The 15612-nt window shown below is 52.0% G+C and carries 13 protein-coding genes; 5 read left to right on the forward strand and 8 right to left on the reverse strand.

The window, feature by feature from the left end:
• Positions 1-2: 2 nt before the first annotated feature.
• The 4 genes from DCC81_RS05240 to DCC81_RS05250 all read right to left on the reverse strand — a co-directional run bounded on the left by DCC81_RS05240 (position 3) and on the right by DCC81_RS05250 (position 2841).
• Positions 3-893, reverse strand: a complete 891-nt coding sequence (locus DCC81_RS05240; protein ID WP_108685525.1) for a hypothetical protein — start codon at positions 891-893, stop codon at positions 3-5.
• A gap of 63 nt (positions 894-956) precedes the next feature.
• Positions 957-2015 (reverse strand): acyl-CoA dehydrogenase family protein, encoded by a 1059-nt coding sequence (locus DCC81_RS05245; protein WP_108685526.1) that lies wholly within the window; start codon positions 2013-2015, stop codon positions 957-959.
• 96 nt (positions 2016-2111) lie between these two features.
• Positions 2112-2372 carry a hypothetical protein gene (locus DCC81_RS25350; protein WP_133177553.1) on the reverse strand — a complete coding sequence of 87 codons (261 nt, stop codon included), beginning with the start codon at positions 2370-2372 and terminating at the stop codon, positions 2112-2114.
• A 202-nt stretch (positions 2373-2574) separates the two neighbouring features.
• Positions 2575-2841 (reverse strand): hypothetical protein, encoded by a 267-nt coding sequence (locus tag DCC81_RS05250; protein ID WP_108685527.1) that lies wholly within the window; start codon positions 2839-2841, stop codon positions 2575-2577.
• A gap of 1151 nt (positions 2842-3992) precedes the next feature.
• On the opposite strand from DCC81_RS05250, the gene DCC81_RS05255 reads away from it, so the two are divergent.
• On the forward strand, positions 3993-4955 hold the full coding sequence (locus DCC81_RS05255; protein WP_108685528.1) for a helix-turn-helix transcriptional regulator: 963 nt from the start codon (positions 3993-3995) through the stop codon (positions 4953-4955).
• Between the two features lie 73 nt (positions 4956-5028).
• The gene (locus tag DCC81_RS05260) at positions 5029-6072 is read left to right on the forward strand and encodes a DJ-1/PfpI family protein (protein WP_108685529.1); all 1044 of its coding nucleotides are present in this window, start codon (positions 5029-5031) and stop codon (positions 6070-6072) included.
• Between the two features lie 203 nt (positions 6073-6275).
• Here the strand turns inward: DCC81_RS05260 and rnc are convergent, their stop codons facing one another.
• The 3 genes from rnc to DCC81_RS26125 are packed head-to-tail and all read right to left on the reverse strand — an operon-like array spanning position 6276 to position 8723.
• Positions 6276-7085, reverse strand: coding sequence for a ribonuclease III (gene rnc / locus DCC81_RS05265; protein WP_317047833.1), 810 nt, complete (start codon positions 7083-7085; stop codon positions 6276-6278).
• Entirely contained in the window at positions 7009-8265 is a 1257-nt protein-coding gene (gene fabF, locus DCC81_RS05270) for a beta-ketoacyl-ACP synthase II (protein ID WP_108685530.1), read from the reverse strand. The genes rnc and fabF overlap by 77 nt, the downstream gene beginning before the upstream one ends.
• Before the next feature lie 23 nt (positions 8266-8288).
• Positions 8289-8723, reverse strand: a complete 435-nt coding sequence (locus tag DCC81_RS26125) for an acyl carrier protein (protein ID WP_449384880.1) — start codon at positions 8721-8723, stop codon at positions 8289-8291.
• Between the two features lie 193 nt (positions 8724-8916).
• Here DCC81_RS26125 and DCC81_RS05280 point away from each other — a divergent pair, with 193 nt between their 5' ends.
• The 3 genes from DCC81_RS05280 to DCC81_RS05290 are packed head-to-tail and all read left to right on the forward strand — an operon-like array spanning position 8917 to position 14566.
• Positions 8917-9990 carry an efflux RND transporter periplasmic adaptor subunit gene (locus DCC81_RS05280; protein WP_108685531.1) on the forward strand — a complete coding sequence of 358 codons (1074 nt, stop codon included), beginning with the start codon at positions 8917-8919 and terminating at the stop codon, positions 9988-9990.
• 54 nt (positions 9991-10044) lie between these two features.
• Positions 10045-13179: an efflux RND transporter permease subunit gene (locus DCC81_RS05285; protein ID WP_108685532.1), complete on the forward strand. Its 3135-nt coding sequence runs from the start codon at positions 10045-10047 to the stop codon at positions 13177-13179.
• A 22-nt stretch (positions 13180-13201) separates the two neighbouring features.
• Complete coding sequence (locus DCC81_RS05290) at positions 13202-14566, forward strand: TolC family protein (RefSeq protein WP_165806445.1); 1365 nt, start codon at positions 13202-13204, stop codon at positions 14564-14566.
• 315 nt (positions 14567-14881) lie between these two features.
• Here the strand turns inward: DCC81_RS05290 and DCC81_RS05295 are convergent, their stop codons facing one another.
• Entirely contained in the window at positions 14882-15355 is a 474-nt protein-coding gene (locus tag DCC81_RS05295; protein ID WP_108685534.1) for a PepSY-like domain-containing protein, read from the reverse strand.
• Positions 15356-15612 lie beyond the last annotated feature (257 nt).

Genomic DNA, 15612 nt, shown 5'->3' on the forward strand with positions numbered 1-15612 from the left:
GATCAGTTGCTGTTTTTAAGTTTTTTGAATGCCTCTCCCAGGTCGCTCAGCTGGCCGGAATAGGTGTCCAGCGCGGCTTTGCACTCATCCAGGGTTAATTTTTCCCTGTCCAGGTATAGCTTATGGTGGCCCTGGGCCAGCTTGTCCAGCCCTTTTGCATAAAGGTCCAGTGCTGCATTCTTTGTTTTTGCAGCCTGCACGGCGGCACGGTAATCCTGTACGGCGCGTACACGTTCCCATTGCGTGGCTTTGGGATCATTGGCGAGGTCTGTATACAGGCCCTGAAGGTAAGCCTGCTGTACCCGTAACTTACCGCCCAGGTTATCCCGGAGGTTGGCTGCCAGTGCTTGGAGCAGTACCTGTACAGAAGAATCAGCACGGCCGATGTATTCCTTTACTTTCTTTTGTTTTTTAGACCCGGCAATAAGATCGGTCAGTAGTCCTGCCAGTTTAGTGGAGGCGTCTGCCTGCTCCGCGCTGATGGTCACACTCCCGAAACTGCCGGCCTGCAGGCCTTTGGAAAGGCCCGTCATTTTGTAATGGGCGGTGCTCTTGTCAGACAGTTTGGCCAGGGCGTCGAAATAAGTATGCAGGGTTTTATAAAGCACGGTGGTTACACTGTCTGCCGTAGCGTCTGCGGCGCATGCGCAGGGCGGTGTGTCCAGTTTCCCGTCGCGCAGGGAATTAATGTTACAGGCGTCTGTACAGGCCTGAGAAAAGCTGTAGCCAAGGCTGTTATAGTTTTCCAGCTGGGTGCCGGAGGCCGTGGCATAGTCACTTACATGCTGAAGATTGATGCAGCTGCCCAGCAGCAGGATACAGGCCAGGAGCGGCACGCAGGCGGCCAGCCAGGGGCGCGTTGGGTGGAGCCGGGGGCGGATAGTGGTGTTCATTTCAGTCAGAACAAAGGTTTTGAAATAAAGGGTTGAATGGATTAAAGGTAGTGCAATTTTACTTCATGCATCAAAGGTGAGCAGGGCATGCTGGCTGGCCGTATGCAGGTCGCGCCACACGCGGTTGATCTCCGTTTCCGGGTTGGCCGCTGCCATGCCACAATAGGGATACACCATATCCACCTGGTGCAGCGCTACCCGCGCCAGGGAGCGACTATGCCGGCTGATGGCAGTCCGCAAAGCTTCCGGTACTATCCGCGCTGCCACACAAGCTTCCCAGGCAGCGGCTACACTGTGGTGCAGTGCTTGGCGCTCCTGATCCAGCAGGGTAGTGGCCTGGTGCCGCACCTGCTGCATAAGCTGGTGCTGTACCCGGGTGGCGCGGGCCTTGGCTTGCAGGTGCTCCGCCGCGACGTCCAGGAAATGAATGGCCATGCCGGCAATATTGGCTGCCAGCGTGGCTTCTGCCAGTTGTAAAAAGGGAAAGTGATAGAGTGGGCTGCTTATCCGTGCGGCGCCTGCATCTATTTTAAAAAGCCGGCTTTCCGGGGTCCATACATCATCCACAGCAAACGAATCGCTGCCGGTGGCCACCATGCCCATGGTATGCCAGGTGGGTTGCAGGGTTACTTCACTGCGCAGGAAGGCAAAGGTAAGCACCTCCTCTGTGCCCGCCAGCTGGCAGTTTGCGGTGAATACCGTAGCATGTTTTACCCCGCTGGCGTACTGCCAGCTGCCCTGCACCCGGTAGCCGTTGTTTTCCCGTATAGCCGTTCCAGTTATAGCGCCACTACCGGCCAGGCATACCTGCGGGTCTGCAAATATTTCCATGGCAAAGGCCGGGTCCATAAAACCACCAAACCAGCCTGCACCCGCACAAAGGGTAAATACCCAGCCCATACTGCCATCAGCCCAGCCCATGGCCTCTTCCAGTGCTACCAGCTGTGGCAGGGAATATTCCAGGCCGCCGTATGCAGCCGGTACGGCAGCTTTCAGCCACTGCTGCTGGTAAAGCAGGTCCAGTTGTGCAGGGTGCAGTTGCCGCAGGGCCTCTGCCGCGGCGGCATGAGTGCGTATGGTATCAATAAAGGTGGCCGGTAGCAGCCCGGATGGGTGTGTCATGCCACAAAAGTAAAAAGAAAACGGGCGCTGCACGAAATGTGCAACACCCGTTTGTTATGGGCGGCAATGTGCGCCGCCGGAAGTTGGCTTTTTACGCTAGTAAATGTCGCGGGTATAACCGTCGTGCCGTTTCAGCGTACCCTCGTGACCGTTATAGGGCACATGCCGTTCGTTGTGCACATATTTCATGTGCCCTTTTACAGGAGCCCTGCGGGCAATTTCGTGGTGCGTTACAACGGTATGGTGACGGTGATGATGAACGGGCTGTTTGGGCGCAGGATGCAGGGGCTGCGCGTGAGCTACGGTGGCGGTGAGCATTGTCATGAACAAGGTGCCGCAAAGTAAAATCGCTTTCATGGTATTGCGTTTTTGTTGATAATTAGATACGCAATGAAAGCAGGAGTTTAACAGCGAAGTCTTAATAAAAACTTAAAAGCCGGCTGCGACAGCGGCTTTCCCTGGAAGGTATTGTCTTATAATGAGATGGATCCTGTCATCCTGAAAGGATCCCTGTAACCCGTGCGGGAGAAGGGTTGCTGCCGGCGTATAGCCTTCGTGGTTATCCCCTTGAAATGAGGTAAATGCGGTTGTGTACCGGTGCAGGTACTTCTATTTCGCGGTAGGTAACATTGTTCTCCAGTGGCTTGGCCATGTCCTCCGGCGGAAGCGCATTGAAACATCCTTCTTTGCCATGGAGATAGATGCTGATATGTTGCAGTGACATGTCGTTCAGCTCATTTACCTGCTGTACAAAGGCGGCAATCAGGCGTTCCAGTTTCTTTTCGTTGAATGCCTTGCTTGCAGGAAGGGTTGGCTGGGTATTCATGGATGTGTAATTAAAAAGGGTGATAGCTAGTTTTTCTCTCCGTGTTGATCGTAGTTGTAAGTAGATCGCTTTTTCAGAAACGGGTTTTGCGGGGTCAAACGCCATATCGTGTAAAAAGTGTCCTTTTTGATCTGTAACAAAAATAGAAAATAAATTTATTTCAGGCAGCAAGGAATTTCATTCGTAAAAGGTTTAACACCTGATGATTTCAGATATGGTGTTTGCCCGCTATATGACTGCAATAAGTGGCTAAAATGACGTATATTTTGTGACGGCAATAACGCCGGTGCAACACCCCCAATCCGGGCGGATGAAAAAGCTGTTTTGTTTACACATAGTATTGTTTTGTGCCAATGGTATGTTTGCACAAAGCGTAAAGGCATCGTTGATGAAGCGTTTGCAGGCCGATCTTACTGCGCGGCCACAGTTGCTTTGCAACCATGCGGTCTCTCCGGACGACCGGCGCACGGCCCTGCAATAAATGGGAGATGGTACGGTGGAAACCACGGAAGAGCACCGTGTGCTGGCATCCTCCCGCGACTTGGGTCACAGCTACGGACAGTCCGGCCAAAACTATTTCATACGGATATGGATATACGAAAATGATCACTGGAAAATTTTTACGGAATTACTGGATGCATAATCGAAACAGCCCGCTATATTTGATGCCCCGGCTAACAAAGAAAGCCTGGTGGACATCAGGCCCGTTCCCAATTAGCCATTAAAAGACATAAGTGTTTGCCAGGTAGCGCTACCTGGTAACAAGCCGGGAGTGAGGAGCAAGTGAATTTAAAAAATGAGATAATGCGATGAGCAGGAGTGCATTGGATATAGTACAAAAAAAGGCCCCCGCAAAAAATTGCAGGGGCATACCATTTAACCTATATTCTGTACTGTAGCATCTAATGAAGGTATAGCGCTTTGGCCGTTTTCAGGCACTTTGGACGCTATCTGACAACATTTTTAAGCACTTTTTAATATTTTGCCCGCTTTCACATTCCGTTCAAATGTTGTACGGTATAAAGACAGGCAACGGTCATTAAAGTTTAACGCCCGGACTAAAAATTTTTAAATATTTTTTCCGCTACCACAGCGGATTAGAACGAGATTAAAAGATCGAATTTTACAGTGTATATCATCACTATAATAACATGAATCGTATAGACCGGCTTACAGCCATCCTGGTACACCTCCAGAGTAAAAAGATCGTGAAGGCCGCAGAGATAGCAGACCGGTTCAGCATGAGCCTGCGTACGGTGTACCGTGATGTGAAGGCCTTGCAGGAAGCTGGCGTGCCCATTGGTGCGGAAGCAGGCACAGGCTATTACATCGTGGACGGCTATCACTTACCGCCCGTTATGTTCAGCGAGCAGGAAGCCGCCGCACTGCTTACAGGTGAAAAAATGATGGAGCAGTTTGGCGATGAAAGTATACGCCAGCAGTTCACCTCTGCCATGCAAAAGATACGTGCCGTGCTGCGGGGCAAGGACAAGGATTTCCTGGAAAACCTGGAAGCCCAGATTGCCGTACTGAAGCCCGCAAACCCGCAGCAGGACGATTTCCCCAACCGCTTTCTGACACCGCTGCAACAAGCCATCGCACGCCAGCAGGTGGTACAACTGGATTACAGCACCGTGATGGAAAGCAACGAAAGCCGCCGCGCCGTAGAGCCCATCGGCCTTTTCCTGAGCCAGCACCGCTGGCACCTCATTGCCTGGTGCCGCCTGCGCCAGGACTACCGCGATTTCCGGGCAGACCGTATCAAGAGCATGCGGGTGCTGGAAGAAACCTTCACCCGCGAAAGCCGCATGTCCCTGCAGGAATACCTGGAGGCGCAAAAGAGCCAGCCGGATGACATGCAACACCTGGTGATCGTCCACATGCGCAAGGATGTGGCCCAGCACATGCAAACTATAAAGCTGCACCATGGCCTGCTCACAGAAGCGCCCATTGAAGATGGTTTTGAAATGACCTTCCTGGTAGGCTGCCTGGATCACTTTGCCGGCTGGATGATGACCTGTGGCAGGGGCGTAAAGATCATCAGCCCGGTAGAGCTTACCCAGTTGGTGCGCAAGCGGGTAGCGGAGCTACAGGAGCATCACGGCATGGCCTGAAAATATTTTGAGAACCTGCTGACATACGGTTGTCACACCCCGGTGGTTCTTTTGTGGTATAAATCCGCCTGCTATGGAAAAACAAAGGAACTGCTACGTGTTTGTGTATAACGGTTATTCAGACTGGGAGCCTGCGCTGGCCATGTACGGCCTGCATAATTTTTCAGACTTTGCTGTAACCACCTTCTCCATTGATGGGGCGCCTGTACGCTCCGGCGGCAACCTCTCCGTTACCCCGGACACCTTCCTGGAAGCCCTGCGCCCTGAATCCATCGACCTGCTCATTCTGCCCGGTGGCATGGCCCTGCAACAAAATGACCCGGCGCTGCACGCCATACTGCCCCTGCTGCGCTACATGATCCAGCAACGCAAGCCGCTGGCCGCCATCTGTGGTGCCACCACCCTGCTGGCGCGGAATGGCCTGCTGGACCACGCGGATCATACCAGCAATGCGCTGCAATACCTGCAGCTCACTGCTCCGGAATACCAGGCCGCTCCCCGCTACGTGGAGGCGCCCAGTGTAGATGACGGGCAACTGATCACCGCTTCCGGCACCCAGCCCACCGCCTTTGCAGCCAGCATTTTCAACCACTTTAACCTGCTGGCCAACCCGGATTTCAAGTTCTGGTTCGGCTTCTTCCAGGCGGGCGCCGCCCCGGGCCTGGAAACGGCGCCCTCCTTCCACTTCTTTCACCGCCGCTTTACCGTAACCCTGGCCGAAATGCTGGACCTCGTGCGGGAAGCGCCCAAAGAGATCTACAAAGATGCCATTGCCCAGGGCATGGAGATCTGCGGCCCGCAACAGTGGCACTATCATGGCTTTGACGGCCACCCGGCCACCCGGGGCGAACTGCGTATAGGCCTTCCGGTAGCGTCCGTCCGTCCGGTGCAGGGGCCTTACCACCTGGAAGCCACCGCTCCCCTGTCCTGCGTATCTGCCCTGCACAAAGGGGCCTGGGATAAGCTGGAGCAGACTTACTGCCAGTTGATCACCGGTGCCCGGATGAGCCACCTGCCTCTTACGGGTGAAAGCCGGGAACACTACATCCACTGCGACTTTGAGCACCCTGAAAATAACCTTACCCTGGTACAGGTAGGCGTGCATGCCGGCGATTAGATCATGCCGTCCGGCAACATACGTGCAGCCGGTGCAGGCAGCGGGCATCGCCAAAGGGGCCTCACAGGCGCAACAGGCGGCTCAGACCCAAACAGGAAGCCCCGCAGCACTTAAAGCGCTGCGGGGCTTTTTATACCATTAAAATGAAGGAAATAAAAAAAGGCCACCCGGCCTTCAAAAAAACATCATTGATAAAGGAAGGTTTACCGCTCCCCATCTCCCAGTCCTAGCAGCTCAATGGCTTGCTGGGCGGCTATCTGGCTGGCATCTTTCTTATTAAAGGCCTTGCCGCTGCAGATCAGTTCCCCGTCTACCATGGCGCCTACCGTAAAGATTCGGCGGCCGCTGTCCATCTGTTCTTCCAGCAGTTCAAACTCCAGGTTCTTGCCGTTCTTGTTGGCCCATCCATAGAGTTTGTTCTTGTGGTTCATCTCCACTATTTCCAGCGCTTCCAGGTCAATGTAAGGTACCAGGAGGCGTTTGTGTACAAACTGTTTGGTACGTTTGTATCCCTTGTCCAGGTATACGGCGCCCACCAGCGCTTCCAGTGTATTCCCGAAGATCTGGCTGATCTTCAGGAAGCTGTTGTATTTATCGTAGATAGTAAGTTTGCGCAGGCCCATTTTGATCGCGATATCGTTCAGTTGCTGGCGGTTCACGATCTTGGAGCGCATCTCGGTGAGGTAGCCCTCTGTTTTGTACGGGTATTTTTTAAAAAGGTAATCGCCGATGATGGCGCCCAGGATAGCGTCTCCCAGGTATTCCAGGCGCTCGTTGCTCTCCAGGAATTTTTCTTTGCTGGAGCGGTGGCTCAGGGCTACTTCATACAATGCAAAGTTACCCGGGGTGAACCCGAGTAAGTTAAAAAGGTCTTTATAAAGTTGCCTTTTCTTTGGATTGAATCGGTATAAAAAACCTGGTACTATATTCACGCTATTATTCGGCAACGAATTTTTTGAAGATAACAGAGGCGTTGTGCCCACCAAAGCCAAAGGTATTGCACACGGCTGCACGCACCTCCCGCTGTTGCGCTACATTAAAGGTAAAATTTAATTTCGGGTCCAGCTGCGGATCGTCATTGAAATGATTGATAGTAGGCGGGATGAGGCTATGCTCAATCGCCTTAATGCAGGCAATAGATTCAATGGCACCGGCTGCGCCCAGGAGATGGCCGGTCATGGATTTGGTAGAACTGATATTGAGATTGTAAGCGGCTTCGCCGAATACGTGCTGGATGGCCTTTATTTCGGCCACATCGCCCAGCGGCGTAGAGGTGCCGTGTACATTGATGTAATCGATGTCAGTAGGTTGCATCCCTGCATCTGCCAGGGCTCGGCTCATAACGAGGCGGGCACCCAGGCCTTCCGGATGGGGAGCGGTAAGGTGGTAAGCATCTGCAGAAGCGCCGCCACCAGCCAGTTCGCAATAGATATGGGCCCCACGTTCCATGGCATGCTCATAGGCTTCCAGCACAATGGCGCCGGCGCCTTCACCCATCACAAAGCCATCCCGGTCCAGGTCAAACGGGCGGGAAGCGGTGAGGGGATCATCATTGCGTTCAGAAAGGGCTTTCATGGCGTTGAAGCCGCCCACGCAGGCTTCGTTGATCACGTTTTCGGAACCGCCGGTCACGATCACATCGGCCATACCATAACGGATATGGTGCATGGCTTCAATGATGGCATTGGTGGCAGAAGCACAGGCCGAGGCTACCGCAAAGTTGGGGCCGCGGAATCCATGGCGCATGGAGATCTGGCCAGCAGCAATATCCAGGATAAGACGGGGGATCAGGAAGGGACTGAAGCGGGGCGTACCATCGCCGGTATAAAATTCTTTTAGCTCGTTGCAGAAGCCGATCATGCCGCCTATGCCGGACGCCCAGATCACACCGATGCGGTCCAGGTTAACACTATTGCGGTCGATCTTTGCATCAAGTACCGCCTCATCAGCGGAGATGAGGGCCGTTTGGGTGAAAGGGTCCATTTTACGGGCCTCTTTCTTCTCTAAATAGTTGGTAGGGTCAAAGTCTTTTAACTCACAGGCAAAGCGGGTCTTAAACTTAGAAGCGTCAAATTGCTTGATTAACCCGGCGCCGGAAACACCGTTCGCCAATCCCTGCCAGTATGCGGCGGTAGAATTGCCGAGCGGTGTCAGTGCGCCTAAACCGGTAACGACTACTCGTCTTGGTTGCATTAAAACAAATCTGATTAGTAGGATTATTTTACGTGTTCTTCCAGGTAAGCAACTGCCTGGCCAACAGTGGTAATAGTTTCAGCTTGTTCGTCAGGAATGGAGATGTTGAATTCTTTTTCGAATTCCATGATCAGTTCTACCGTATCCAAAGAGTCAGCGCCTAAGTCGTTGGTAAAGCTGGCTTCAGGAGTTACCTCAGCTTCTTCAACGCCTAATTTGTCAATAATGATCTTTTTAACTCTTGATGCAATGTCTGACATAATTTTAAGTGTTTTTGGTTTAAACTTGAGTGCAAAAATATAATATTTATTGAATTGCCAATGGCGTGGGGAAATTTTAACGGCCATCCCCTCCCGGACCACCCCGGCTTTTATAACCCCGATCCTGCCTAAACCCCCATCCCAGGCGCATTCCGGGCCTTGCTTCCCGCCATAAATATCATACCAACAATTCGCCATTTAACAGCCCCAGGTGCCTTTTATAGAAGTGTTAACCTTAGTTAACAATACGGCAGGAGCACCATGATGCTCCTTTTATTACTTTTGTTGGCTTGTAAATCGGCCCACGCCGGAAACCACCACAGCAGGGACATATATACCGGAAACAACAGGATAATACTCCGCAAGTACATTATTATACATATACATTAAAATGGGAAATAGCAAAAAGCTGCTCAGGACCGTTCTGCTGCTCGCTGTAGCGGCAGGCATTATCTATTTCGTAGTCAAGAAGATCTCCGCCGGAAAGAAGGACGAAGCCGGTAGCGGCGGTAAAGGGAAAACCAATAAGACCCTCCTGGCCGATGCTTATGTAGTGAAAAACAGTGTGTTGGACCAGACCATCGAGGCCAGCGGCACCCTGCAGAGCAATGAAGAGATACAGATCCAGCCGGAAGTGAACGGCCGCATCACCGGGCTCTTTTTTAAAGAAGGTGCCAACGTTGCCAAAGGCACCCTGCTGGTAAAGCTCTATGATGCCGACCTCAAAGCCACCCTGCAGAAACTGGAACTACAGCAGCAGCTATACAAGACCACGCTGGAACGCCAGGAAAACCTGCTGAAAATAAACGGCATCAGCCGCCAGGATGTGGACGTAACCCGCAACCAGGTGGAAGCCGCCGCCGCTGATATGGAGTTTACCCGCACCCAGATCCAGAAAACGGAGATCCGCGCCCCCTTCAACGGGCGCCTGGGCCTGCGCAATGTGAGCGAAGGCGCCATCGTTACCCCCGCCACCGTGATCGCTACCCTGCAGCAGATAGACCCGCTGAAAATAGACTTTGCCATCCCTGAAAAATACCGCAACACCGTACACCTTACTGACCCGGTTGGGTTCAAGGTGGCAGGCGATACGCTGAACTACAAAGGCAGCATTTATGCTATAGATCCCAAGATAGACCTGAGCACCCGCACCGTGAAGCTCCGCGCCATCGTGCCAAACAACGGCCGCCTCTTCCCCGGCTCCTTTGCCCGCGTGACCATCTATCTGAAGGATAATCCCAATGCCATTATGATACCCAGCCAGGCCATCATACCCGGTACCCGCGATAAGACCGTGCTGGTAATGGACCATGGCAAAGTGAAATACGTGACCGTGGAAACAGGTACCCGCACAGAAGATAATGTACAGATCACCAGCGGCCTGGAAATAGGCGATACCGTAGTGACCACCGGCATTCTCCAGCTGAAGGAAGGCATGCCCGTGAAGTTCAATAAAGTGCAGTAACCAATAGAACCGTGTTTGCCATAAGGCCATTGGCCGCAGGCTAAAAGATATACCATGAGTTTACCTTCATTATCATTAAAAAGACCGGTGCTGGCGATCGTGATGAACATCATCATCGTCATCTTTGGCGTGGTGGGCTACACCTTCCTGGGGGTGCGCGACTTCCCCGCCATTGACCCGCCCATCGTGAACGTACGCACCAGCTATGCCGGTGCCAACTCCGATATTATTGAAACCCAGATCACCGAACCGCTGGAGAAGTCCATTAACGGTATTGCCGGTATTAAAAATATCTCGTCCAGCAGCAGCCAGGGTAGCAGCAATATCACCGTGGAGTTTGAACTGGGGGAAGACCTGGAAGCCGCCACCAACGACGTGCGCGACAAAGTGTCCCAGGCCCTCCGCAGCCTGCCGCCGGATATTGATGCACCGCCCGTAGTGTCCAAGCAGGACGCCAACTCTGACGCGATCCTTTCCATGACCGTAAAGAGCAACTCCCGCAACCTGCTGGAAGTGACCGAATACGCCACCAATGTACTGGTGGAAAAACTGCAAACCATTCCCGGTGTAAGCCAGATCCAGATCTGGGGGGAGAAACGCTATGCCATGCGCATCTGGCTGGACCCCGCCCGCCTTTCTGCTTACAGCCTCACCCCCACAGATGTGCAGACGGCCCTGCAGACCCAGAACGTGGAACTGCCGTCCGGTAAAATAGCAGGTAACGCTACAGAGCTTACTGTACGCACCTTTGGGCGCCTCAATACGGAAGATGACTTCAATAACCTCATCATTAAGAATGTAAACAATACAGACATTCACCTGCGGGATGTAGGCCAGGCCGTACTGGGCCCGGAGAATGAAGAATCTGCCCTCAAAGAAAGCGGTACGCCCATGATCGCGCTGGCCCTGGTGCCACAGCCGGGCTCCAACTACGTGGCCATTGCGGACGAATTTTACAAACGTTATAACCAGCTGAAGAAAGATATTCCGCCGGACTTCCAGACAGACATTGCGATGGACAATACCCGCTTCATCAAGAAGTCTATCGAGGAAGTGCAGGAAACATTGATGGTGGCCCTCATCCTGGTGATCATCATTATCTATCTCTTCTTCCGCGACTGGCTCATGGCCTTCCGCCCGCTCATCGATATTCCCGTATCGCTGATCGGTGCCTTCTTTATTATGTATGTGTGCGGGTTTACGATCAACATCCTTACCCTGCTGGCCATTGTACTGGCCACGGGCCTGGTGGTGGATGACGGTATCGTGGTAACGGAGAATATTTATAAGAAGATCGAAGCCGGCATGCCCCGCATGCGCGCCGCCCGCGAGGGTTCTGAGGAGATCTTCTTTGCGGTGATCGCCACTTCTATTACGCTGGCCTTCGTGTTCCTGCCCATCGTATTCCTGAAAGGATTTGTAGGCCAGCTGTTCCGCGAGTTTGGTATCGTGGTGGCCGGCGCCGTATTGATCTCCGCATTTGTATCACTCACGCTTACGCCGGTACTGAACGTGAAGCTGGGCCGCAAAACCCATACGCACTCCTGGTTCTATACCAAAACAGAGCCTTTCTTCCAGTGGATGGAAAGCGGGTACAAAGATTCGCTCAAAGGCTTTATGAAATGGCGCTGGATAGCCGTATTGATCATCGCCGCCTGCGGCGGGATCATCTGGCTTATCGGTAAAACACTGCCATCCGAACTGGCACCGCTGGAAGACCGCAGCCAGCTTCGCCTGTCTGTAACCGCACCGGAAGGTACTTCCTACGATTATATGGACCACTACATGGACCGCCTGGAAAAATTCATGGAAGACTCTATCCCGGAACAAACCATGCTCATGACCATTGTGGCCCCGGGTAGCGCTAACTCCGCGGTGAATACGGGTGTTGCCAACGTGATGCTGGTGGAACCGCATGACCGCCAGCGCTCCCAGAAACAGATCGTGAACATGATCAACCGTAACACCTTCCGCTTCCCGGATGCAAAGGTGTTTGCCATTGAGCAGCAAACCATCCAGGTGGGCCGCCGCAGCGGCTTGCCGGTGTCTTTCGTATTGCAGCACATTGATTTTGACAGCCTGTCCAAGGCCCTGCCCCGCTTCCTGGATGAAGTGAATGCTGATCCCACTTTCCAGGGTGTGGACGTGGACCTGAAATTCAATAAGCCGGAACTGCGGGTGCACATTAACCGTGAAAAGGCCAGTGAGCTGGGCGTATCGGTAAATGATATTTCACAAACCCTGCAGCTGGCACTCAGTAACCTGCGTTATGGATACTTCATCCGCAATGGTAAGCAGTACCAGGTCATGGGGGAAGTGTACCGTGGAGACCGTGATGATCCCATGGACCTGCAGAACATTTACGTGCGCAACTCCCGTGGAGAATCCATCCAGCTGGACAACGTGGTGACCATCCAGGAAGAAAGCAGCCCGCCGGTGATCTATCACTTTAACCGTTATAAATCTGCCACGATCTCTGCAGGCCTTGCCCCCGGCAAAACCATCGGGGACGGCATTAAGGCGATGTACCGCATCTATAATAAGTTGAAAAGTGAAGGCGTGCTGGATGATCAATTTGCCACTGCACTTTCCGGCTCCTCCCGCGACTTTGCAGAAAGCTCTTCCAACACCAGCTTTGCCTTTGTACTGGCCCTGGTGCTGATCTACCTGGTACTGGCCGCGCAGTTTGAAAGCTGGATAGACCCGCTTATCATCATGCTCACCGTACCGCTGGCCATTGCCGGTGCATTCCTTTCGCTGTGGATCTTTGACCAGACCTTCAACATCTTCTCCCAGATCGGTATGATCATGCTGATAGGACTTGTAACAAAGAACGGTATCCTTATCGTGGAGTTTGCAAATCATATGCGCGACCAGGGTATGGGTAAGATAGAAGCCGTGGTGGAAGCATCCAGCATGCGCTTGCGCCCTATCCTGATGACCAGCCTGGCCATGGCCCTGGGTGCATTGCCCATTGCCATGTCACTGGGCGCCGCAGCCACCAGCCGCATTCCGCTGGGTATTGTGATCGTAGGGGGCATTATATTCTCCCTCATCCTCACCCTGTTTGTGATCCCGGCTATCTACAGCTTCCTGTCCCGCCGCAAAGCCGGGGGCGCACACGATGATGAGGAAGAGGAAGAAGCCACCGCCGGTGATGAAGCGCAGGCAGCCACTGCACATGCATAAGTTTTTAAATGGATTCATTCGCATGAAATACGTTCGATATATTTTCTTCACTTTTTTTGTACTGATGCAAGGCTTTGCGCATGCGCAAAGCGATAGCCTGAGTAACAAGGCCCCTGGTAACAACAGTAACATCCTCACGCTGGACCAGGCCATAGACCTGGCTTTGCTAAACAACTACGACATCCGCCTGGCAAAGAACGTGTTTGATGTTGCGGCCAATGATTACGCTTACCGCAACTTCCTGTTCACCCCCACACTGAATGCCAATGCGGCCAATTTGTGGAACAGCAACACCTCCAAGCAAAAGTTTGAAACAGGTCCTCCATCTAACAGGAACAATATTCACAGCCCCAATGTGCAGGCGCAATTGCAGCTGAACTGGAAGTTGTTTGATGGTATGCGCATGTTTGCCACCCGCAACAAGCTGGAAGCGATCAACAACCTGGGCGAGACCAATGTAAAAGTGCAACTGATCAACACCATCTCCCGTGTGATCCGTACTTATTATAATGTGGTACAGGAAAAGCAGCAGCTGCGGGCCATCCAGGAGCAGATGTCCATTTCAGAAGAACGTGTAAAATTGTCTGATGCAAAATTCACCACGGGCCTGGGCCCTAAAACAGACCTGCTGCAGGCTAAGGTGGACTACAATGCACAAAAGGCAGCATACCTGCGCCAGCTCACGGTGATAGACCAGACCAAAGACACGCTGAACCAGGTAATGGCGGCCAGGCCGGCCAACAACGTATCTTATGAAGTGGAAGAGATCATTCCCATTAACATGGACCTTTCCTTTGGTGACCTGGAATCCGGGATGAACAAGAATAGCCTGGACATTAAGTCTGCCGCACAAAATGTGGAAGTGTATAAATATGCCATGAAGGAATACAAGGGCAATCTTTATCCGCAGCTGTATTTTAATAGTGCCTACAATTTTTCCCGTACTATTTACAGCCAGCCTACTAACCAGTTCAGCCCTATCTCCAACCTGAACCGGGGTTACAATTATGGGTTTACACTCAATGTGCCCATCTTTAACGGCTTCTCCGCACGCCAGCAATACCAGGACGCCAAGCTGAATGTGGAATATTATCAACTCAACCTGGAGAATGTACGCACCAAGTTGGCGCTTGATCTCAACAACTCTTTCAAAGATTACGAGTACTATAAGCAAGCACTTTCCCTGGAGCAGGAAAACCTGGAGCTGGCCAAGGAAAACGCGATGGTGGCCCTGGAGCGCTTTAAGCAAGGGGTATCCACCACCATAGAAGTAAAACAGGCCCAGCAAAGCCTGGAAGACTCGCAGTACCGCCTCATCCAGGCCCGCTTCAACGCCAAGGTAGCCGAAACAGAACTGCTGCGCCTCAAAGGTGAGCTGCTGAAATAACGGATGATCAACAAGGTGGTTGTAATAGAGAGACAGTCCCGCACGGGGCTGTCTTTTTTTATGAAAGCAGGGCGCGGCATATCCGCACGGAGCACGTTGCAGATAGAAATACCAGGCCGGGAAATTTCTTATAGGACCAGGGTGCGCATATCCGCACGGGTGGCCGGTTTGTAAACAAAAAGGCCAGGCCGGTAAAGCCTGGTTTCCTGGTCAATATGTTATAAACGATAGCGTATGGCACAAAAGAAAAACCCCGCCCAAAAGAGCAGGGTCTGTCCTATTTATCCCTATACCTATGAAATACGTAATGAATGTCTATTCAGATAACACACCACTTTCGTTGATCAACACGGCTTTATCCGTCCCGTTATCCTGAATATTTACTTTGTAGTAAGAGGCTACATCTGCACGTTCAATCTTCGTCGCATCCTTCACAGTAGCGGAAGGATATTTGGCCTTTACTGTATTTAACACCGGCTCCGGTATATTGTTCGCTTGAAACTCGCTGTGTGTGGAAACCCAGGTGCCTTCAGGCTTATATACTGCAGTGGTCTTAATTTCTTGTTTGTCAAAAGCGGCCGTCCAGTTACCTCCACTGGTCTTGGTCCACTTGGCATCCGTAACGTCCGCAAAACTTTGAGAGAAAGCTTCTTTTACAGGAGCGGGGGCCTCCACTTTTACGACCGTTGTCTTTTTGGTAGACTTCGTCGTTTTGACCGTCCTTTTCTGAGCAAATCCTATGCCGGAAGAAAGCAGGGCGGCGCATAAAAATATTATAACTTTTTTCATCGGTTTGATATGGTTTTATTATCTAAAGTCGGGTAAATGGATAAAGGTTTTTCAATTCCGCTTAAATGCTAAAACAATGCCAAAACGCAAGTCGATAATATCTTATTGTAAAATAACGAAAAATTTATCAGAAATTATAAAATCGGGAGATTTTTTTACTAAATGACTTTAGGGCGTCCGCGGCAGATTTCGTAACTTTGCAGGCATTTTAGGTGCAGTGTGCCCTTTTTTGAACATCATTTAAAATCAAGTCCCAC

The sequence above is a fragment of the Chitinophaga parva genome (assembly GCF_003071345.1).
Lineage (GTDB): Bacteria > Bacteroidota > Bacteroidia > Chitinophagales > Chitinophagaceae > Chitinophaga > Chitinophaga parva.